17 protein-coding genes are annotated in these 21,451 nt (G+C 69.4%); 12 read left to right on the top strand and 5 right to left on the bottom strand.

From position 1 onward, the window contains the following. Positions 1–839 precede the first annotated feature (839 nt). Positions 840–1,061 carry a hypothetical protein gene (locus WT16_RS19495; protein ID WP_015603889.1) on the top strand — a complete coding sequence of 74 codons (222 nt, stop codon included), beginning with the start codon at positions 840–842 and terminating at the stop codon, positions 1,059–1,061. A 57-nt stretch (positions 1,062–1,118) separates the two neighbouring features. On the opposite strand, the gene WT16_RS19490 is transcribed toward WT16_RS19495, so the two are convergent. Next, complete coding sequence (locus WT16_RS19490; RefSeq protein WP_063534000.1) at positions 1,119–2,093, bottom strand: LysR substrate-binding domain-containing protein; 975 nt, start codon at positions 2,091–2,093, stop codon at positions 1,119–1,121. A 107-nt stretch (positions 2,094–2,200) separates the two neighbouring features. Here WT16_RS19490 and WT16_RS19485 point away from each other — a divergent pair, with 107 nt between their 5' ends. The 9 genes from WT16_RS19485 to WT16_RS19445 all read left to right on the top strand — a co-directional run bounded on the left by WT16_RS19485 (position 2,201) and on the right by WT16_RS19445 (position 13,918). Next, positions 2,201–3,952, top strand: coding sequence for an IlvD/Edd family dehydratase (locus WT16_RS19485; protein ID WP_063533999.1), 1,752 nt, complete (start codon positions 2,201–2,203; stop codon positions 3,950–3,952). Positions 3,953–3,967: 15 nt separating this feature from the next. Next, entirely contained in the window at positions 3,968–5,554 is a 1,587-nt protein-coding gene (locus tag WT16_RS19480; protein ID WP_015602683.1) for an aldehyde dehydrogenase (NADP(+)), read from the top strand. Positions 5,555–5,679: 125 nt separating this feature from the next. Beyond that, on the top strand, positions 5,680–7,089 hold the full coding sequence (locus WT16_RS19475) for an MFS transporter (RefSeq protein ID WP_231892083.1): 1,410 nt from the start codon (positions 5,680–5,682) through the stop codon (positions 7,087–7,089). A 47-nt stretch (positions 7,090–7,136) separates the two neighbouring features. Beyond that, a complete protein-coding gene (locus WT16_RS19470; protein WP_006027550.1) occupies positions 7,137–8,066 on the top strand; it encodes a dihydrodipicolinate synthase family protein in 930 nt (309 codons plus the stop codon). 30 nt (positions 8,067–8,096) lie between these two features. Next, positions 8,097–9,026: a Gfo/Idh/MocA family oxidoreductase gene (locus tag WT16_RS19465; protein WP_061083841.1), complete on the top strand. Its 930-nt coding sequence runs from the start codon at positions 8,097–8,099 to the stop codon at positions 9,024–9,026. A gap of 266 nt (positions 9,027–9,292) precedes the next feature. Next, complete coding sequence (locus WT16_RS19460; RefSeq protein WP_006027548.1) at positions 9,293–10,297, top strand: arabinose ABC transporter substrate-binding protein; 1,005 nt, start codon at positions 9,293–9,295, stop codon at positions 10,295–10,297. Positions 10,298–10,319: 22 nt separating this feature from the next. Continuing rightward, a complete protein-coding gene (gene araG, locus WT16_RS19455) occupies positions 10,320–11,870 on the top strand; it encodes an L-arabinose ABC transporter ATP-binding protein AraG (RefSeq protein WP_063533998.1) in 1,551 nt (516 codons plus the stop codon). A gap of 35 nt (positions 11,871–11,905) precedes the next feature. Next, positions 11,906–12,925 (top strand): L-arabinose ABC transporter permease AraH, encoded by a 1,020-nt coding sequence (araH, locus tag WT16_RS19450; RefSeq protein WP_009914699.1) that lies wholly within the window; start codon positions 11,906–11,908, stop codon positions 12,923–12,925. A 57-nt stretch (positions 12,926–12,982) separates the two neighbouring features. Next, positions 12,983–13,918 (top strand): SMP-30/gluconolactonase/LRE family protein, encoded by a 936-nt coding sequence (locus WT16_RS19445; RefSeq protein ID WP_063533997.1) that lies wholly within the window; start codon positions 12,983–12,985, stop codon positions 13,916–13,918. Between the two features lie 167 nt (positions 13,919–14,085). Here the strand turns inward: WT16_RS19445 and WT16_RS33835 are convergent, their stop codons facing one another. Next, positions 14,086–14,229 (bottom strand): hypothetical protein, encoded by a 144-nt coding sequence (locus WT16_RS33835; RefSeq protein WP_155246052.1) that lies wholly within the window; start codon positions 14,227–14,229, stop codon positions 14,086–14,088. Between WT16_RS33835 and WT16_RS19440 the strand changes: the two genes are divergently transcribed. After that, positions 14,228–14,644, top strand: coding sequence for a cupin domain-containing protein (locus WT16_RS19440; protein WP_063533996.1), 417 nt, complete (start codon positions 14,228–14,230; stop codon positions 14,642–14,644). The two genes, WT16_RS33835 and WT16_RS19440, sit on opposite strands and share 2 nt — an antisense overlap. Positions 14,645–14,711: 67 nt before the next feature. Here WT16_RS19440 and WT16_RS19435 read toward each other — a convergent pair whose 3' ends face one another. Continuing rightward, the gene (locus WT16_RS19435; protein WP_009914701.1) at positions 14,712–15,152 is read right to left on the bottom strand and encodes a DUF1801 domain-containing protein; all 441 of its coding nucleotides are present in this window, start codon (positions 15,150–15,152) and stop codon (positions 14,712–14,714) included. 565 nt (positions 15,153–15,717) lie between these two features. On the opposite strand from WT16_RS19435, the gene WT16_RS19430 reads away from it, so the two are divergent. After that, positions 15,718–17,934, top strand: coding sequence for a TonB-dependent siderophore receptor (locus WT16_RS19430; RefSeq protein WP_063533995.1), 2,217 nt, complete (start codon positions 15,718–15,720; stop codon positions 17,932–17,934). Between the two features lie 57 nt (positions 17,935–17,991). On the opposite strand, the gene WT16_RS19425 is transcribed toward WT16_RS19430, so the two are convergent. Then, entirely contained in the window at positions 17,992–20,385 is a 2,394-nt protein-coding gene (locus tag WT16_RS19425; RefSeq protein ID WP_063534901.1) for a sensor histidine kinase, read from the bottom strand. Further along, positions 20,378–21,211 carry a response regulator gene (locus WT16_RS19420; protein ID WP_015604074.1) on the bottom strand — a complete coding sequence of 278 codons (834 nt, stop codon included), beginning with the start codon at positions 21,209–21,211 and terminating at the stop codon, positions 20,378–20,380. The genes WT16_RS19425 and WT16_RS19420 overlap by 8 nt, the downstream gene beginning before the upstream one ends. Between the last annotated feature and the right edge of the window lie 240 nt (positions 21,212–21,451).

The raw sequence follows: 21,451 nt of genomic DNA, 5'->3' as shown, positions 1-21,451 counted from the left end.
TCCGGCCGAACTCCGGACGCTCGTTCCCCGGACCGTTGCGTCGCGTCGGGCGTCGGCGGGTTTCTCCGAACCCGGCGCGCGCGTTGCGACAAGTCGCTACGGCTTGAAAGGCGTCGAGGCTGCGGCTTCGTGCGAGCTGCGCGGCGCCGACGATATCCGGCGGATGCGGCGCGACGCGTTCGCGCGGATGTGTCGTTCACGTCGTCGGTTTCGTCGTCCGCCGAATGGCGGACGTGCGGTGCGGCGCTCGAGCCGAGTGCCACGTTTCAATCTTATGCCACCTTGCTTACGTGATCCTGATGGTTGCGCGCGCAATCGTATGGGTGAAATCGCGGATGGCGTTTCGCGGCGCGGCCCGGCGAATTGCTCATACCGTCGGACGACAGGCTTGCCGCACGATGTCGGGACCGTGTCGATTAGTCTGCGTGACCGGGCGGATGACGCCCGCCGATGACGATGTCGATGCGCGGTGTTGCGACGTGTCCGCGCGAAGCTTCGTTGCGTCGAAAGTCGGCGAGCGCCGGCAGCGCGGCTGTTCGATTGCGCCGCGCAATTCGAAACGAGGAAAACGTTTTTCCGATGCGCGTGCGAGCCGCGCAAACGCAGGCGCAGCCGGCGAATCGCCGCGCCATGCCCGCGAAAACGGCAATCGAATCCGCTGCGGAATCGGCAAAATCCTACAAGCCGACGAATCGCGGCCATGCGCTTATCTCGTAATTGCCGATATTCTTTCGCGGCCTGTGCCGGCACAGTGCGAGGGAGCGCAGTTTCGAACACGGACCCAGCGTGAGCGACGCGGCCGGCGCAGGCACGCGGCGCTCGATGACGGAGACATGATCATGTTGACGCCGCATGAACTCTCGACGTTGTTGTGTATCGCGCGTTCGCCCGAGGATGTCGACATGGGCGATCCGGAATTCGTTTCGCTCGTCGAGATGGGGCTCGCGACGGCGATGGGCGGGGGACGGTCGATCGTGCCGGGCGCGCTCCTGACGCCGCTCGGCCGCGAACTGGTCGAGCGGATCGCGTGTGCGAAGGCGGCCGCGGTGCAGCGAATCTGAGCGCCGCGGCACCCGGCCCGCTCGCTCGATCCCGCGGACCGTCGGGCCCCTACGTCATCAAGCCGCCGCCACCCCATAAATCTCGCGCGCGGCGTCGCGAATCGCATCGATCGTCACGCTCGCCGCGGGCGCATACACCTTGTCCGTGCGCGTGATGATCCCGAAATCGTCCATCCGGCAATCCATCTCGAGCGGCAGCATCGCGACGATGCCGTGCGTCGCGTAGTAGCGCGCGACGTCCTCTGCGAGCACCGCGATCATGTCGCTGCGCTCGAGCACGCGCGTGACGAACAGGAGCGCGGCGGTCTCGACGACGTTCGCGGGCGGCGTGAGGCTCGCGCGCTGGAACGTCAGCTCGAAGCGATGGCGCAGCACGCTGCCCGCGGGCGGCACGACCCACGCGGCGCGCTGCACGTCGGCCAGTGTCAGCGGCGCGCGTTCGAGGAGCGGATGCCCGGCCCGCACGACGGCCGCCACCGGCTCGCCCGTCAGCGGCGCGTAGCGCAGCCGCAGCTTGTCGTGCTCAGCCGACAGGCGGCCCACGACGACGTCGAGCTTGTCCTGCGCGAGGCGTTCGAGCAGCACGTTGCTCGTGTCGATCTCGACCGAGATCCGGACGTTCGCGTGCGTCGCCTTGACCGCCGCGACGGCGGGCGGCAGCAGCCGCAGGCCCGGGGACGTGATCGCGCCGATCGCGACGTGCCCGAGGCGTCCGGCCTTCAGCGCGGCCAGCTCGTCCTGCGCCTGGTCGAGGCTGCCGAGCGCCGCGCGCGCGTGGCGGATCAGGGCGTCGCCGTACAGCGTCGGCCGCATGCCGCGCGGCATCCGCTCGAACAGCATCGCGCCGATCGTGTCCTCCAGTTCGCGCAGCAGCTTCGACGCGGCCGGCTGCGTCATGTTCAGCGCCGCCGCCGCGCGGTGGATGTTGCCCTCGTCGGCGAGCGCGACGATCAGCAGCAACTGGCGCGTCTTCAGTCGGCTTCGGATCGCCCGGGGATGCGTGTCGAGCGTTGTCGGGAGTGTTGTCGGCATTTTTATATCAATATTTAAAAGATATCTGAAAGCGCCAAAACGTCATTAGTAGGTTATCAAAATTCTCCCTAGACTGCGCCGAATATTCCGCCATACAGGACGTGACGATGTCGGCATCCAAACCCAAGCTGCGCTCGGCCCAATGGTTCGGCACCCATGACAAGAACGGCTTCATGTACCGGAGCTGGATGAAGAATCAGGGTATTCCCGATCACGAATTCGACGGCCGGCCGATCGTCGGCATCTGCAATACCTGGTCGGAGCTCACGCCGTGCAACGCGCACTTTCGCAAGCTCGCCGAGCACGTGAAGCGCGGCGTCTACGAGGCGGGCGGCTTTCCGGTCGAGTTTCCGGTGTTCTCGAACGGCGAATCGAACCTGCGGCCGTCCGCGATGCTCACGCGCAATCTCGCCTCGATGGACGTCGAGGAGGCGATTCGCGGCAACCCGATCGATGCGGTCGTGCTGCTCGCCGGCTGCGACAAGACGACCCCCGCGCTGCTGATGGGCGCGGCGAGCTGCGACGTGCCGGCGATCGTCGTGTCCGGCGGCCCGATGCTCAACGGCAAGCTCGACGGCAAGAACATCGGCTCCGGCACCGCCGTGTGGCAACTGCACGAGGCGCTGAAGGCGGGCGAGATCGACCTGCACCGCTTCCTGTCGGCGGAGGCCGGCATGTCGCGCTCGGCGGGCACCTGCAACACGATGGGCACCGCGTCGACGATGGCGTGCCTGGCCGAAGCGCTCGGCGTCGCGCTGCCGCACAACGCGGCGATCCCGGCCGTCGATGCGCGCCGCTACGTGCTCGCGCACCTGTCGGGCGCGCGCATCGTCGAGATGGCGCACGAAGGGCTCGTGCTGTCGACGATCCTGACGCGCGCGGCGTTCGAGAACGCGATCCGCGCGAACGCGGCGATCGGCGGCTCGACGAACGCGGTGATCCATCTGAAGGCGATCGCCGGGCGGCTCGGCGTGCCGCTCGAGCTCGAGGACTGGATGCGCATCGGCCGCGATACGCCGACGATCGTCGATCTGATGCCGTCGGGCCGGTTCCTGATGGAGGAGTTCTATTACGCGGGCGGGCTGCCCGCCGTGCTGCGCCGGCTGGGCGAGGCGAACCTGCTGCCGCATCCGGGCGCGCTGACCGTCAACGGCAAGTCGCTGTGGGAGAACGTGCGCGACGCGCCGAACCACGACGACGAAGTGATCCGTCCGCTCGCGCGGCCGCTGATCGCCGACGGCGGCATCCGGGTCCTGCGCGGCAATCTCGCGCCGCGCGGCGCGGTGCTCAAGCCGTCCGCGGCGAGCCCGGAGTTGCTCAGGCATCGCGGCCGCGCGGTGGTGTTCGAGAACTTCGAGCACTACAAGGCGACGATCGACGACGAGGCGCTCGACGTCGACGCGAGCTCGGTGCTCGTGCTGAAGAACTGCGGGCCGCGCGGCTATCCGGGCATGGCCGAGGTCGGCAACATGGGGCTGCCGCCGAAGCTGTTGCGCCAGGGCGTGAAGGACATGGTGCGGATCTCGGACGCGCGAATGAGCGGCACCGCGTACGGCACGGTCGTGCTGCACGTCGCGCCGGAGGCGGCGGCGGGCGGCCCGCTCGCGGCGGTGTGCAACGGCGACTGGATCGCGCTCGATTGCGAAGCGGGCACGCTCACGCTCGACGTGAGCGACGACGAGCTCACGCGCCGGCTGTCGGACCTCGATCCGGCGAGCGCGCCGGGTGCCGCCGGGCAGGCGGGCAGCGGCGGCTACGCGCGTCTTTATGTCGACCACGTGCTGCAGGCGGACGAGGGCTGCGACCTCGACTTCCTGGTCGGCCGGCGCGGCGCCGCTGTGCCGCGGCATTCGCACTGACCGGGAGGCGCGACGATGAGCGGGCCCACGGGCGAACTCCTGATCGACGGCGGCGCGCGGCGCGGCCGGGGCGAGGCGTTTCACGCGATCGACGCGGCGACGGGCGCGGCGATCGCCGAGCCGGTCTTTCATGGCGCGCTGCCGGCGGACGTCGATGCGGCATGTGCGCTCGCCGATGCCGCGTTCGACACGTACCGCGCGCTCGCCGCATCGCGCCGCGCGGATCTGCTCGACGACATCGCCGCGCGGATCGAAGCGCTCGGCGACGCGCTGATCGTGCGCGCGATGGCCGAGACCGGCTTGCCGCGCGCGCGGCTCGAAGGCGAGCGCGCGCGCACCGCGAACCAATTGCGGATGTTCGCGGCGCTCGTGCGCGGCGGCGACGCGCTCGACGTGCGGATCGAGCCCGCGCTGCCGGAGCGGCAGCCGCCGCGCGGCGATCTGCGCTTCCTGCGCATCGGCGTGGGCCCGGTCGCGGTGTTCGGCGCGAGCAATTTCCCGCTCGCGTTTTCGGTCGCGGGCGGCGATGCGGCGGCGGCGCTCGCGGCCGGCTGCCCGGTCGTCGTGAAGGCGCATCCCGCGCATCCCGGCACGTCCGAGCTCGTCGGGCGCGCGGTGCAGGCGGCCGTGCGCGCGGCCGCGCTGCCGGCCGGCGTGTTCGCGCTCCTCGCCGACGCGGGGCACGACGTCGGCCGCGCGCTCGTCGCGCATCCGGCGATCCGCGCGGTCGGCTTCACCGGCTCGCGCGCGGGCGGCCTCGCGCTTGCCGCGCTCGCGGCGGCGCGGCCCGTGCCGATTCCGGTCTACGCGGAGATGAGCAGCGTGAATCCGAACCTGCTGCTGCCCGGCGCGCTCGCGGCGCGCGGTGAGGCGCTCGCGCGCGAGTTCGTCGCGTCGGTCACGCTCGGCTGTGGGCAGTTCTGCACGAATCCGGGCCTCGCGCTCGGCATCGCGGGCGCGGGCTTCGACGCGTTCGTCGACGCCGCCGCGCGCGCGCTGCGCGACGTGCCGGCGGGCGTGATGCTGAGCGCGGGCATCCTGCGCGCTTACGACGCGGGCGTCGCGCGGCTCGCGCGCCATCCGGCCGTCGATGTCGTCGCGCGCGGCGCGGCGGCCGGCGATCGCGCGCAGGCGGCGCTGCTGCGCGTGAGCGCGCGCGACCTGATGGCCGACGCGACGCTCGCCGACGAAGTGTTCGGCCCGTCGAGCGTGCTCGTCGAATGCGCGAGCGCCGACGAGATGCGCGATGCGATGCGGCGGCTCGAAGGGCAGTTGACGGTGACGCTGCACCTGAGCGCCGACGATCGCGAGCTCGCGCGCACGCTGCTGCCGATCGTCGAGCGCCGCGCGGGCCGCATTCTCGCGAACGGCTTTCCGACGGGCGTCGAAGTGTGCGACGCGATCGTGCACGGCGGACCGTTCCCGGCGACCTCGGACGGCCGCAGCACGTCGGTCGGCACCGCCGCGATCGAGCGCTTTCAGCGGCCCATCTGCTACCAGAACGTTGACGACGCGCTGCTGCCCGGCGCGCTGCGCGACGGCAATCCGCTCGCCGTGCCGCGCCGGGTCGGCGGCCGGCGGGAAGCCGCCGCGCCGCGCTAGGCGAGCGCGGACGCACGAACGCAACGCGAAGCGCGCACCAAAGCGCGCACCAAAGCGCGCAACGCAGACCGGCGGCGACGCCGGCGCGAGACATCGCGACATCGAAGACATAAGGAGACGACAGCATGGCCACCGAGCGCATGATTTCCGCGCACGCATTGCCCGACGCGAGCAGCGCGCGCGCCGACGCCGCGCCGCGGCACGCCCCCTCGGCCACATCGGGCGACGACGAGCGGCGCATCGTGCGCCTGCTCACGCGCAAGCTGGTGCCGTTTCTCGCGCTGATCTACGTGGTCGCGTATGTCGACCGGACCGTCGTCGGCTTCGCGAAGCTGTACATGAACGCGGCCGTGGGCCTGAGCGACGCCGCGTACGGCCTCGGCGCGGGCCTCTTCTTCATCGGCTACTTCCTGTGCGAGGTGCCGAGCAATCTCGCGCTCGAGCGCTTCGGCGCGCGCGTGTGGTTCTCGCGGATTCTCGTCACGTGGGGGGCGATCACGGTCGCGATGGCGCTCGTCGAAGGGCCGGCGAGCTTCTATGTGCTGCGCTTCCTGCTTGGCGCGGCGGAGGCGGGGCTCTATCCGGGCATCCTCTATTTCCTCACGCAATGGTTTCCGATGCGTCATCGCGCGCGGGTGATCGGTCTGCTCGTGCTCGCGCAGCCGATCGCCGGCATCGTGACCGGGCCGCTCGCGGGCATGCTGCTCGCGACGCACGGCGTGCTCGGCCTGTCGAACTGGCAGGCGCTGTTCGTCGCGAGCGGGTTGCCCGCCGTGCTGCTCGCCGCGCCGACGCTGCGGCTGTTGCCGGCGTCGCCCGCGCACGCGCGCTGGCTCGACGCGGCCGATCGCCGCTGGATCGAGCGCGAGCTCGACGCCGACCGCCGCGCGTACCGGCCGCACTCGCACCACCGGCCGCTCGCCGCGCTGCGCGATACGCGCGTGCTGCTGCTCGCCGCGCTGTTCCTGCCGTTTCCGCTCAGCATCTACGGGCTGTCGCTGTGGCTGCCGACGATCATCAAGGCGTTCGGCGTCGGCGATGCGGCAACCGGCCTGCTGTTCGCGGTGCCGTACCTGTTCGCGGTCGGCGGGCTGCTCGTCGTGCCGCGCCATTCGGATCGCAAGCGCGAGCGCTACGGCCACATCGCGATCGTGTCGGCGGCGGCCGCGCTCACGCTCGCCGCGAGCGCGGCCGTCCATGCGCCCGCGCTGCAGTTCCTGTTCATCTGTCTGAGCGCGTTCTCGATCTATTCGATCCAGGCCGTCGTCTGGGCGCTGCCCGGCGAATTCCTGACGGGCACGAGCGCCGCAGTCGGCATCGCGGCGATCAACTCGCTCGCGAATCTCGGCGGCTACGTTGGCCCATACGGCATCGGCCTCATCAAGGACGCGACGGGCAGCCTCGCCGCGGGCCTGTATTTCCTCGCCGCGACGCTCGCGTTCGCGGTGCCGATGACGTTCGTCGTGCGCGCGGCGCTGCACGCGCCGCAGCCGGATGCGGGCGGGCTCGCCGGCGAACCGCGCATCCGCACGTGAACAGGCCCTGGACCGATGAACGCTTTCACTGACGCAGGAACCGACCGATGAATACGAGCCGCTCGCCGCGCTACCGCGGCGTCTTCCCCGTCGTGCCGACGACGTTTACCGAGACCGGCGAGCTGGATCTGCCGAGCCAGATGCGCGCGGTCGATTTCATGATCGATGCGGGCTCGGAGGGCCTTTGCATCCTCGCGAACTTCTCCGAGCAGTTCGCGCTCGCCGACGACGAGCGCGACGTGCTCACGCGAACGATTCTCGAGCACGTCGCGGGCCGCGTGCCCGTGATCGTGACGACGACGCACTACAGCACGCGGGTCTGCGCGGCGCGCAGCCGCCGCGCGCAGGAGCTGGGCGCGGCGATGGTGATGGCGATGCCGCCGTATCACGGCGCGACGTTCCGCGTGCCCGACACGCAGATCCACGCGTTCTACGCGCGCCTGTCGGACGCGCTCGACATCCCGATCATGATCCAGGACGCGCCCGCGAGCGGCACCGTGCTGTCCGCGCCGTTTCTCGCGCGGATGGCGCGCGAGATCGAGCAGGTGTCGTACTTCAAGATCGAGACGCCGGGCGCGGCGAACAAGCTGCGCGAGCTGATCCGGCTCGGCGGCGACGCGATCGAGGGGCCGTGGGACGGCGAGGAGGCGATCACGCTGCTCGCGGACCTGAACGCGGGCGCGACGGGCGCGATGACGGGCGGCGCGTATCCGGACGGAATCCGGCCGATCGTCGACGCGCATCGCGACGGGCGCGCCGACGACGCGTTCGCGCTGTACCAGCGCTGGCTGCCGCTCATCAATCACGAGAACCGGCAGACGGGGCTCGTCGCCGCGAAGGCGCTGATGCGCGAGGGCGGCGTGATCGCGTGCGAGCGGCCGCGGCATCCGCTGCCGCCGATCCATCCGGATTCGCGCGCCGAGCTGATCGAGATCGCGCGCCGGCTCGATCCGCTCGTGCTGCGCTGGGCGCGCTGACGCGCGGCGAACCCGGCAAGGAGTCATGCGATGAATACCGTCTACACGCTCGGCCTCGTCGGCATCGGCAAGATCGCGCGCGATCAGCACCTGCCCGCGATCGCGGCCGAGCCGGGCTTCGATTTGCGCGCATGCGCGAGCCGCCACGCGGAAGTTCGCGGCGTGCGCAATCACCCGGACATCGGCGCGCTGCTCGCCGCCGAGCCGGCGCTCGACGCGGTGTCGCTCGCCGCGCCGCCGCAGGTGCGCTACGCGCAGGCGCGCGCCGCGCTCGACGCCGGCAAGCACGTGATGCTCGAAAAGCCGCCGGGCGCGACGGTCGGCGAAATCGCGGCGCTGCGCGCGCTCGCGCGCGAGCGCGGCCGCACGCTCTTCGCGAGCTGGCATTCGCGGCATGCGCGCGCGGTCGAGCCCGCGTGCGCGTGGCTCGCCACGCGCACGATCCGCGCGGTGCAGGTGCGCTGGAAGGAAGACGTGCGGCGCTGGCATCCGGGGCAGCAGTGGATCTGGGAGCCGGGCGGGCTCGGCGTGTTCGATCCGGGCATCAACGCGCTGTCGATCGTCACGCGGATCTTGCCGCGCGAGCTCGTGCTGCGCGCGGCGACGCTCGTCGTGCCCGCCAACGTGCACACCCCGATCGCGGCCGAGCTCGACTGCGTCGACACGGCGGGCGTGCCGGTGCGCGCGGAGTTCGACTGGCGGCACGGCCCGGTCGAGCAATGGGACATCGCGGTCGATACCGACGGCGGCGTGCTCGCGATCGGCGCGGGCGGCGCGCGGCTGTCGATCGCGGGCGAGCCCGTCGCGCTGCCGCCCGAGTGCGAATACCCGTCGCTGTACGCACGCTTTCATGCGCTGATCGCGGCGCGCGAGAGCGACGTCGACGATCGGCCGCTGCGGCTCGTCGCCGACGCGTTCATGGTCGGCCGGCGCATCGCGGCCGACCCGTTTCACCGCTGAAGCGCCGCCGGGCATGGGCGGCGGACGGGCGCGCGGAGCCGGAGCATGCGCCGGATTCGTGCACGCGCTGTATGGCGACGCACGGCGACATGCGGCAAACGCGGCAACACGGCAACGCAACACGGCAACGCAACACGGCAACGCGCCGCGACGAGCCGCCATGAATCGGCAGCAAGCCGGCATACAGCCGGCACGCAGCCGGCAACACGCACGACAGTCGGAAACGACCCACATCAAGGAGACGCAACATGACAAGGAGACGCACCATGACCCGCACGATTCGCCGCTTGACCCTGCGCGCCGCGTTCGCGGCGCTTCTTGCCGCGCCGCTCGCGATGCCCGCCGCGACCCGCGCGGACACGCCGCTGAAGATCGGCTTCCTCGTGAAGATGCCCGAGCAGGCGTGGTTCATCAACGAGCAGAAGGCCGCGACGTCGCTCGGCCGAAAGGACGGCTTCGCGGTCGTCAACATCGGCACGCCGGACGGCGAGAAGGTGCTCGCCGCGATCGACAACCTCGGCACGCAGGGCGCGCAGGGCTTCGTGATCTGCGCGCCGGACGTGCGCCTCGGGCCCGCGATCGCCGCGCGCGCGAAGCGCTACGACATGAAGTTCGTGACCGTCGACGACCAGCTCGTCGATTCGTCGGGCAAGCCGCTCGCGAACGTGCCGCACCTCGGGATGTCGGCGACGAAGATCGGCAACCAGGTGGGCCAGGCGATCGCCGACGAGATGAAAAGGCGCGGCTGGAAGCCGGAGGAAGTCGGCGCGCTGCGCGTAACGAACTACGAGCTGCCGACCGCGAAGCTGCGCACCGACGGCGCGACGCAGGCGCTCCTCGCGAGCGGCTTCAGGAAAGAGAACATCTTCGACGCGCCGCAGAAGACGACCGACGACGAAGGCGGCTTCAGCGCGGCGGCGCCCGTGCTCGCGCGGCATCCGAACGTGAAGAAGTGGGTGATCTTCGCGCTGAACGAGGAAACGGTGCTGGGCGCGGTGCGCGCGACCGAGCAACTGCACATTCCGGCGGCGGACGTGATCGGCGTCGGCATCAACGGCGCGGGCGAGGCGTTCGCCGAATTCCAGAAGAAGGAGCCGACGGGCTTCTTCGGCACGATCGCGGTCAGCTCGACGAACCACGGCAAGCAGAGCGCGCAGAACCTCGTCGACTGGATCCGCAGCGGCAAGGCGCCGCCCGCCGATACGCAGACGAGCGGCAAGCTGATGACGCGCGAGAACTGGCAGGCGGTGCGCGCCGAGCTGGGCATCTGAGCGGCACGTCGACGAGGAACCGATGACTGACACGACGATACACACGCGCGGCGCGCCGGCGGCCGGCGCGGCCGGCCCTGCGCCGCGCGCCGCATGCCTCGAGCTCGACGGCGTCACCGTGACGTTTCCCGGCGTGCGCGCGCTCGACGCGGTGTCGCTGTCGGTGCGCGCGGGCGAGGTGCACGGGCTGATGGGCGAGAACGGCGCGGGCAAGTCGACGCTCCTGAAGGTGCTCTCCGGCGTGAACCAGCCGCAGGCGGGCACGCTGCGGCTGAACGGGCACGCGCAGCGCTTCGGCTCGACGCGCGCGGCGCTCGAGGCGGGCATCGCGATCATCTATCAGGAACTGCATCTCGTGCCCGAGCTGACGGTCGCCGAGAACCTGATGCTCGGGCAACTGCCGAACCGCGCCGGCGTGCTCGACGAGCGCGCGCTCGTCGCGCGCGCGACGGCCGGGCTCGAGCGGCTCGGCGAGCGGATCGATCCGAACACGCCGGTGAAGCTGCTGTCGATCGGGCAGCGGCAGATGATCGAGATCGGCAAGGCGCTGATGCGCGACGCGCGCGTGATCGCGTTCGACGAGCCGACGAGCTCGCTGTCCGCGCGCGAGACCGAGCGCCTGTTCCGGATCATTCACGCGCTGCGCGCGGACGGCCGCGCGATCATCTACGTCACGCACCGGATGGAGGAAGTCGACGCGCTGTGCGACCGCGTGACGGTGTTTCGCGACGGCCGCCGCATCGAGACGTTCGAATCGGTCGCCGATCTCGATCGCGACAGGCTGATCGGCTGCATGGTCGGCCGCCCGATCGCCGACGTGTACGGCTATCGGCCGCGCGAGCCGGGCGACGTGGCGATCGAGGCGAAGGGCCTGTGCGGGCCGGGCCTCGCCGAGCCGGTGTCGTTCAGCGCGCGGCGCGGCGAGATCGTCGGCTTCTTCGGGCTCGTCGGCGCCGGGCGCTCGGAGCTGATGAAGCTGCTGTACGGCGCCGCGCGCCTGAGCGCGGGCCACGTCGAGCTGAACGGCCGGCGCGTGTCGTTCGCGAGCCCGCGCGACGCGGTGCGCGCCGGCATCGCGCTGTGCCCGGAGGACCGCAAGCAGGAAGGGATCGTCGCGATCGCGTCGGTCGCGGACAACCTGAACCTGAGCGCGCGGCGCCACTTCAGCCCCGCGCGCTTGCTGCTCGACGCGCGGCGCGAGCGCGAGCTCGCCGCGCGCTACATCGCGCGGCTCGCGATCAAGACGCGCGACGCCGATACGCCGATCGGCGCGCTGTCGGGCGGCAACCAGCAGAAGGTGATCCTCGCGCGCTGGCTCGCCGAGCGCATCGACGTGTTCCTGATGGACGAGCCGACGCGCGGCATCGACGTCGGCGCGCGCGCGGAAATCTACAACCTGTTCTACGAGCTCGCCGACGCGGGCCGCACGGTGCTCATCGTGTCGAGCGATCTGGCCGAGGTGATCGGCGTGTCGGACCGCATCGTCGTGATGAAGGAAGGGCGGATCGCCGGCTGCGTGGCGAAGGCGCAGGCGAGCCCCGACGCATTGATCAAGCTCGCGCTGCCGCGCTAGCGGCGCGGCAGCGCAAACCGGAAAACGCGAACGACATGAGTCAAGCCATGCAACCCCAAGGCACTTCTTCCCCGGCCGATTCCCCGGCATCCGTCACGCGGCCGCGCGCCGCCGCGTGGGATCTCCTCAACCGCTCCGGCATCGTCGTCGTGTTCGTCGCGCTGTTTGCGGCGCTCGCGATCGCCGTGCCGGACTTCCTGACGGCCCGCAACATCCAGGGCCTGTTGCTGTCGGTCACGCTGATCGGCTCGATTGCGGTCACGATGATGTTCGTGCTCGCGCTGGGCGAGGTCGACCTGTCGGTCGCGTCGATCGTCGCGTTCTCGGGCGTCGTCGCCTCGACGCTCATCACGGCGACGCACAGCATCGCGCTCGGCGCCGCGGCGGGCGTGCTCGCGGGCGGCGCGGTCGGGCTCGTCAACGGCGTGCTGATCGCGCGCTGGCGGATCAATTCGCTGATCGTCACGCTCGCGATGATGGAGGTCGTGCGCGGGCTCGCGTTCATCACGTCGAACGGCGACGCGGTGATGATCTCCGAGGAGCGCTTCTTCGCGCTTGGCTCGGGCTCGTTCCTCGGCATCTCGTATCCGATCTGGAGCAACATCGTCGGCTTCGTCGCGTTCGGCTTCCTGCTGCGCAAGACAGTGTTCGGCAAGAACGTGCTCGCCGTCGGCGGCAACGGCGAGGCGGCGCTGCTCGCCGGCCTGCCCGTCATGCGAATCAGGATCACCGTGTTCGTGCTGCAGGGGCTCGTGACGGGCTTCGCCGGCGTGATGCTCGCGTCGCGGATGAGCCTGGGCGACCCGAAGACGTCGGTCGGCCTCGAACTCGGCGTGATCTCGGCGTGCGTGCTGGGCGGCGTGTCGCTGACGGGCGGCGTCGCGACGATTTCGGGCGTGCTCGTCGGCGTGCTGATCATGGGCTCGGTGCAGGACGCGATGAGCCTCCTCAACGTGCCGACGTTTTACCAATATCTGATACGCGGCGGCATTCTGTTGCTCGCGGTGCTGTTCGACCAGTATCGTCGCAGTCGGCGGCGCGCGATGCGGGGCTGACCTTGCTGCCGCGCGGCCCTCCGGCCGCGTGGCATCACCGCGACATCAGGAGACGATATGGAATCATCGAATAGACCGGCGCGAACGGATGCGGCAGCCGCCGCGACGCTGCTGGTCGACTGCCGCAACGCGCTGGGCGAAGGCGCGACGTGGTGCGACGCGACGCGCGCGCTGTACTGGGTCGACATCGAAGGCGCGCGCCTGTGGCGATGGCGCGCGGCCGGTGCGTACGGCGGCGCGGCGACGGACAGTTGGGAGATGCCCGAGCGCATCGCATGCTTCGCGCTCACCGACGATCCCGATGTGCTGCTCGTCGGCCTTGCGTCGCGCATCGCGTTCTTCGACACGCGTCGGCGGGCGCTCGCGCCGGTCGTCGACGTCGAGCCCGAGCTGCCGACGCGCGTCAACGACGGCCGCTGCGACCGCGCGGGCGCCTTCGTGTTCGGGATGAAGGACGAGGGCGGCGGCGCGTCGCCGCGCGCGGTGGGCGGCTATTACCGGCTGAACGCGGATTTGAGCCTGCAGCGGCTTGCGCTGCCGCCCGCCGCGATCGCGAACGGCATCGCATTTTCTCCGGACGGCTCGGCGATGTATTTCTGCGATTCGCCGACGCGGGAAATCCAGGTGTGCGACTACCGGCCGGGCGGCGGCGTCGATCGCGTCCGGTCGTTCGTCCGGCTTGCCGACGCGGACGGCGAGCCCGACGGCTCGACGGTCGATGCAAGTGGCGGCGTGTGGAACGCGCAGTGGGGCGGCGCGCGGGTCGTGCGCTACGACGCGCAAGGCGTCGAGACCGAACGCATCGCGGTGCCGACGCCGCAGCCGAGCTGCGTGGCGCTCGACGGCGACGGGCGGCTATACGTGACGAGCGCGCGCGTCGGCCTCGACGGCGGCGCGCTCGCGCGCGATCCGGGCGCGGGCGGCGTGTTCGTCGCCGGTACGCGCCATGCGGGAATCGCGACGCCGCGGTTCGCGCTCGCGCGCAACGCATGAAGCGGGCTGCGCCAAATCCGGCGTGAAGCGCAAGCCGGGCATCGGCCGGTGTGCGTCCTCCGGGCGTCGCGGGAATGCGCGTGGCGTCCGCGGTGCGCGCGCCGCCGCGATTCGATCGTAGGCGCGCGGCTCTCCGCGAGCGTGTGATTTATTACAAATCGCAAATATCATCCTTGCGCCGCCGAAAACAAAGCTTGCAAAATAGCCGCTTCGGCTCGTTCGCAGAGCGTGTCCGGCGGAGGTCCCGCCGTTTCCGGCCGCCGCGCGTTTCCCGTCATTTCCGGATTGAACAGCAGCAGAGGCAGATCCATGTCCCGTTCCGTTTTCGAGGCCGTACGGCTGGACGACGTCGTATTGCAACCTTCTCCGATCGATCCCGGATGGATCATCGAAGGAGCGCCCGTTGCGCGCAGCGGCCGGTGGTCGTGCAGCCCCGACTCGACGACGTCGATGTGGGTCTGGGATTGCACCGCGGGGCGTTTCAACTGGTACTTCGACTGCGACGAAACCATTCACGTGATCGAGGGCGAGGTGATCGTCTCGTCGGACGGCGACCCGCCCCGCACGCTGCGCGCCGGCGACGCCGCATTGTTCTACGCCGGCAGCCGCACCGAATGGCACGTGCCGAGGTACGTGCGCAAGCACGCGATCCTGCGGCCGCACCTTGCCGGGCCGGCGCTTTTCGTCCACAGGGCGATCCGCAAGCTGGCCGGCGCGTTGCGGTGACGGGCGCGCGAAGCGGGGCGCGTGGCGCGGGCTCGGCCGCCGCGCGTTTCGCGCGTTGCGTCATTTGTCATTTCTCGTCCGGCTTCGCGCGCTTTGCCTTCGACTCCGCCTTCGCCTTGCCGTTCGACTGATTGACCGCGATCGCGGCGCGCACGAGCGTCTTGAACGCGTTGGCGTCAAGCGTCTCGCCTTCGCGGATGTCGATCGCGCGCCGGACGTTGCCGTCGAGGCTCGAATTGAAGAGTCCGGCCGGATCGTCGAGCGATGCGCCCTTGGCGAAAGTCAGCTTGACGACCGCCTTGTACGACTCGCCGGTGCAGATGATGCCGTCGTGCGACCAGACGGGCGTGCCTCTCCACTTCCATTCCTCGACGACGTCCGGGTCCGCTTCATGGATCAGCCGGCGCATCCGGCTCAGCGTGTCGCCGCGCCAGTCGCCGAGTTCGGCGATCCGTCGGTCGATCAGCCCGGAGGCCGGCTGGTTTTCGGGCGAATCGGTGTTTTTCATGGGCTCATCCGGAGGCTGTCGGGTTCTTTGCAATCGATGCCGAGGCGATTCGATGCGATCGGCGCGCACGCGCTCGCGCATCCGGACGCCGCAAGCCCGACGCATGGCTTCCACAGTACTCGATCTTCGGCGCCTACGCGCGATTTTGGCCGTTCGGCCGTTCGGCCGAACGGCCGGAACGGGCGCGCCTGGGCCGGCGGCCCGATTCGGCCATCCGATTTCGTCTCGGACGGCGCGGCTTTCCCATCATTCGTCGGGCTCCCGGTCGCGGAGCGATTCCGTCCGGCCTTCGCGTCAAGGGGCGCTGATCGCTTGGCATCGCGTCCGTTATTGGCGATCATGCTCGCGGCCCGCCCGGGCGGCCGACGCGGGCCATTCGACGGACCGCTTTAAAGGCAGTGCAATTTTCAACCGATATCATCGGCGTTCGTCCACGGCGCAACCGGCCGGGACGCGCTGCCGGCGCGAGCGACAATCATCGAAAAAGCGAAGCGGACGCCGGACGGCCCGCACTTTGACCAACGGGCAGGCCGAACCGGCCGCCACCATGACGGGGCATTGAACGATGGGGAGGGGAACGGATGCCGGCCGGCGTGCGATCACGATCGTTGCCGGGGGCGTGCTTTGTGCGGCGGCGTCCGGCCATGCCTGCGCGCAGGCGGCGCAAGCCGTGAACGACGCGCAGGCGATGGGCGCGGCGAGCCGGATCGATGCGGCGCCCGGCGTCACGTTGCCGGAGATCGCGGTGAAAGGCGAGGCGAACGCGGCGTCGATCGGGCTCGTCGGAATGCGCACGGCGATTGGCACGAAGACGGACACGCCGATCGCCGAGGTGCCCCAGACGATCAACGTCGTCACGGCGCAGCAGATCGAGATGACCGGCGCGACCGATCTCAACCAGGCGCTGCGCTACGTGCCGGGCTTCGCATCGTTCGGCTCCGACAGCCGTACCGACTGGTATGCGGCGCTGCGCGGCTTCACGCCCACGTTGTTCGTCGACGGATTGCAGGCGCCGAATACGGCCACCATCGCGAACTGGCGCGTCGATCCGTTCATGATCGACAGCGTCGGCGTGCTGCGCGGGCCGGCGTCGGTGCTTTACGGCGCGGGCGATCCGGGCGCGATCGTCGACGTGCGGACGAAGCGGGCCGACGGCGAGCGCGTGCGCGAAGCAGGCGTGCAGATCGGCAATGATGCGCGCAAGCAGTTCATGTTCGACGTCGGCGACAGGCTGGGCGGGGACGGCGAATATGCGTACCGCCTCGTCGGCGTCGCGCGCGACGGCAACGCGTCGACCGGCCCGAACGCGGACCGGCGCATCGCGCTTGCGCCGTCGTTCCGGTGGCGGCCGGATGCCCGCACTTCGCTGACGGTTTCCGCGTCCTGCCTGCGGGACCAGAGCGACATCTCGTTCAATTTCCTGCCCGCACGGGGCACCGTGCTGCCGAATCCGAATGGCCGCCTGTCGCCGGACATCTACATGGGGGACCCGGCGTTCAACGATTACCGGAAGAAACAGTGGTCCGTCGGCTATCAGTTCGAGCACGCACTCGATTCGACGTGGACGCTGCACCAGAGCGTGCGCTGGATGCACCTGTCGCTCGACGACGCATCGGTTTTCGGCAACGGCCTTGCCCGCGGCAGCACGACGGACATGATGCGCTTCGCGGGGCTGTTCCAGTTGAACTACAGCCGCTTCGACATCGACAGCAACGCGCAGGCGCGCTTCGGCACGGGGCCGCTCGAACACACGCTGCTGCTCGGCTTCCACTACAACCGGCAGACGACGACCAACAGCGTATGGCTCGCGCTGGCACCGAGCCTGAATCTTTACGATCCCGTCTACACGCCTGTCACGGCGGCGATCTTCTCCGGCCCGACGTCGTTGGGCCACATCGATCAGTACACGGCGATGAACACGTTCGGCGTATACGCGCAGGACCAGATCGAGTGGCGCCGCTGGGCGCTCACGATCGGCGGCCGCGAGGACCGGGTGAGCCTCCGGCAGGACGATCTCGCGGCGGGCGCGCAGTCGAGGGCCGACGTCAGCGCGTTCTCGGGCCGCCTCGGGCTGACCTACCGGGGCGACCACGGGCTGTCGCCATACGTCGGCTACGCGACGTCGTTCAATCCGGTGATCGGCGTCAGGATATTCGGCGGCGGCGTGCCGAAGCCGACGCGCGGCGCGCAGATCGAGGCCGGCCTGCGCTGGCAGGCGCCCGGCAGGAACCTCATGCTGAGCGCCGCCGTCTACCGGATCGACGAGACGAACGTGGTGACGCCCGCGCCGACGAATCTCGATCCGACGGGCACGTCGTTCGTGCAGACGGGCGAGGTGCGCTCGCGAGGCGTCGAGCTGAGCGCGGTGGGCAAGGTCACGCCGGAACTGTCGATCGTCGCGTCATATGTCTATCAGGATGTGAAGAACGTGAAGGCGAACGACGCGTCGCTGAACCACTGGCCGGTCGCGGTTCCGCTCCCGCGCCAGATGGCGTCGCTGTGGGGCGACTGGACATCGCATGCGGGCCCGCTCCCGGGGCTGGGGTTCGGCGGCGGCATTCGCTACCAGAGCGCGTCGGCGGGCGCGCCGGACAACGCACTGAACGTCGCGAGCTACACGCTGTACGATGCGGCGCTGCACTACGACACCCGCGCCTGGCGTTTCGCGCTGAACGTGACGAACGTGTTCGACCGGCATTTCGTCAGCGGTTGCCAATCGTCCGCGGTCTGCGTATTCGGCAACGAGCGCACCGTCCTCGCCAGCGCGAAATACAACTGGTGACGAGCCGCGGTGACGGGCGTGCCGGCGATGCGCCGCCGCATCGAGCGGCAACGCCGTTCATCCGGCGCAGCCGTCTTCCGCGGGGTTCAGCGTGCGCCTGGATGCCGGCCGCGCATGCGCGGCGGCCTGCGTTTCGGCGGCGGGGGGCGGGCCCGGCTCGCCTGCGTGTCGCAACGCATCCACCCGCGCCTCGATTCGCTGGAAATCCAGCGCGTCGACATGCTCTCGCACTTCCTGCAAGAAGGCCGCATAGCCGGGATCGTGCGCATATCGGCCGATCCAGTCCTCGATATCCGTGAGGCGGCCATCCCTGGCCAGTCGGCCCAGTTCGTCAAGCGCCTCGGCGCACGGATGGCGAGTCGCGCGTGAAGCGGGGGCATGCTCCGCGTCGGCGTCCGGCTGCGACGGCCCCGGACGCGCCGCCGGAGAGACGAGCGCGTGCCCGACGGCGGGCGCGGCGATCTCGAATGAGAACGACGTTCCGACACCTGGCTGGCTGGAGACGGCCAGCTCGCCATTCATGGCCCTCACGATGCGCTGCGCGATGAACAGACCGAGCCCGGTGCCGCCGTTGACGACGTGGACCTGCTGATAGGCGCGGAAGATGTCGGCGCGTTCCGTGAGATCGATCCCGATGCCCGTGTCGGTGATTTCGATGCCGATGCGGTAGCCATCGGCTTGCCGGCGCGCATGGGCAGAGAGCGTGACGACACCCTTGCGCGTGAATTTCGATGCGTTGGAAAGCAGGTTGAGCAATACCTGCTGGAGACGGATTCCGTCGATTTCGAGCGTTTGGGGCAGCGGCGTCAGCGGCTGATAGACGAACCGGTTTTCCTGCTGCGCGCAGAGCGCGACGGCGTAGCCGCCGATGTCGTCCAGCAGCCCGGGCAAATCCGTGGCCTCGGGGGAAAGGGCGAGCGGCTGGAGCTCGGCCTTCGTATATGCGAGCAGCTCGTCGATCAGCGCGAGCTGATAGCGGATGCTTCGGTCGATGGACTGGATCAGCCGGGACTGGCTCGACGTTGCGCTTTGCAGCAGGAGCTTCGAATACCCGTTGATCGTCGACAGCGGCGCGCGCAGATCGTGGCTGACATACCCGAGCGTCTCGATTTTCTGCTGCATGTTGGTTTGCGCCTGATGCAGCGCTTCGTTGAGCGCGACCGTGCGCTTCGCGACTTCGTCCCGCAGGCGGTCCTGCTCCGTGAGCTGCCAGTGTTCGAGGCGCTTTCTCGCCTCGGTGCGTTGACGCCCCACGTGGTTGATCCAGGCGGCCAGAACCATCAGATGCGTGGCGAGACCGATGATCGCGATGACGGGATTGGGGTAAATGTCGGATCTGAGCCATGACAGCGCCGGCGGCATCGCATCCATCCCGTCGACGACCCGAATCAGGAAGTTGAAGAGGGCGAAGCCGATCGTGACCAGCATCAGACGGCCGGTCGGGGTGCCGCGTCGGGCAAGCAGCAGCGCGGTGCAGACGTTCAGGACGGCGAATGCGATGTTCAGTTGCAGGCAGAACCGGGCGAAGACCAGGAGATCGCCGAACGCGGCGCCCGCCATTCCGATGCACTGGAGGCACAGCATCGCCACATACGCGGCCTGCACCGGCATGTCGACCTTCTCGCCTCTCGCGATCTTCAAGACGAACACGATGAAGAGCGCAAGGGAAAAATACGCAAACAGCGTTTCGCTGCGCGCCGACCACTCGGGCGCATCGGGCCATAAATACGCCCGCGTATAGCCGCGGAATGCCGCTTCGAACAGCGTCGTGCCGAGGCATAAGGCGGCGAGCAGATAGAACGCGGTGCTGCGGGAAAAGAAGCCGACCAGCAGCGCGCACCATACGAGCGCCAGCAGCCCGCCGAACAGGCCGAAATTCCACATGGCGGCGCGCACCTCGTGGGCGTGCCACGCTGCACGGGTGAACACCGCCGGCGCCAGCCGCAATGTCTTGCGGGACGTGACTCGCACCAGGACGGGAATTCTTTCGCCGGCAAGCAGCGTCGTGTCGAGCGTCGGATACCGCGGCGGCATTCCGCCTGCATCGGCGTCATGCGAAGGGAAGCGCGCGCCGAGCGTCCATCGTCCATTCCGGAAGATATAGAAATCCGCCTGGTCGATACGCGCATCGCGCAGTGCCAGCACGAGCGGATGCTCGGCGCTGTCGCGATTGACGAGCGTGACGCGCAGCCACCACGCAGACCGGGAAAACCCCGGATTGAGCCGCGCTCGCGTTGCCGGCAAAAAGCCGCCCTGCGCGTTCGAGAGGCGCGCAAGCACCCGATCGACCGGCATCGCGGCCGTGGGGTCCTCGAAGATCGATATGCCGTCCAGTCGCGCCGGGCTTTCGGCCGTCGCGGCGCGTGCCGTCATCCACGTGAGGCATGCGGCCAGCAGAATGAACAGCGCGACGTGACGCGCACGGCCGCAAGGCCCGCGTAGGCTACGCATCGGGTTGCCGGCCTTCGGCGGTGCCGGTTGCATTGCCGCGGCCGTGCAGCCGCCGCCAATCGGACGGCGTGACGCCGAAGCGCTCGCGAAAGGCGGTCGCGAAATTGCCTGCGTTGGAAAAGCCGATTTCCTGGGCAATGTCTCCAATGCCCATCGATGTTTGCGCAAGAAAGCGCTGCGCCGTGCGCAACCGCGTGTCGCGCAGATATTCGAACACTGTCTGGCCGAGGTTGTCGCGGAACACCCGGGACAGCCGCTTTTCGTGAGTGCCGACCAGTTTGGCGAGTGCCTCGAGCGCCGGCGGATTGCGCAGGTCGCGCAGCAGGACTTCGCTCGCGGCGCGCACCAGGGAGGCGTCCGGATGGTCGGGAAGGGCGGGCAAGTGCTCCGGGGGCCGGCTGCCGGGCGGCTTCTTCAAATGATTCCGGATGCGTGCGATCACCTCGGCGGGCTCGAACGGCTTGATGATGTAGTCGATCGCGCCGATCTCGAGTCCCTCGATACGATCCTCGAGGTCGCCGGCGGCGGTCAGCATGATGATCGGGATGGCTTGGGTCGACGGCGTGGACGTGAGCAGCCGGCATGCGGCAAAGCCGTCCATGTGCGGCATGCGCACGTCCATCAGGATCAGGTCGGGCGAAATGGCCTGCGCGCGATGGTACGCCTGCAAGCCATCGAACGCGACGCTGATCCGGCAGTGCGCGGCGCGCAAGATCTCGACCAGCAACTGAAGTTCGTTCGGCCGGTCATCCACGACAAGAAGGTGCGCGTCTGAGAGAACCGGCGCGGCGCGAAGCGACGTCGAACTGGGCAAGCGAGCTGACATGGTTGCGAACGAATCGGAATGGTCTGATTTAGTTGGTCTGCGGGCGCCGCGTTCCGCCGGCTCCATTGGGGCAAAACATCGGTGCAGAAAATTATAAGCTGACGAAACTGACGCTTGGGGGTATCCCGTCTCAGTCGTCCTGCCGCGCTGCCTGTTCAGGCAGAGAGCGGGGCGGCGGCGGGCAAGCGCCGCAAGACCGGACGGCCGCGATGAAACGTCTCGAACCGTATCACGGTTCTA

This window comes from Burkholderia sp. MSMB1589WGS (assembly GCF_001636105.1).
Classification (GTDB): Bacteria; Pseudomonadota; Gammaproteobacteria; order Burkholderiales; family Burkholderiaceae; genus Burkholderia; species Burkholderia humptydooensis.
This window is presented reverse-complemented; position numbering and strand designations above follow the sequence as displayed.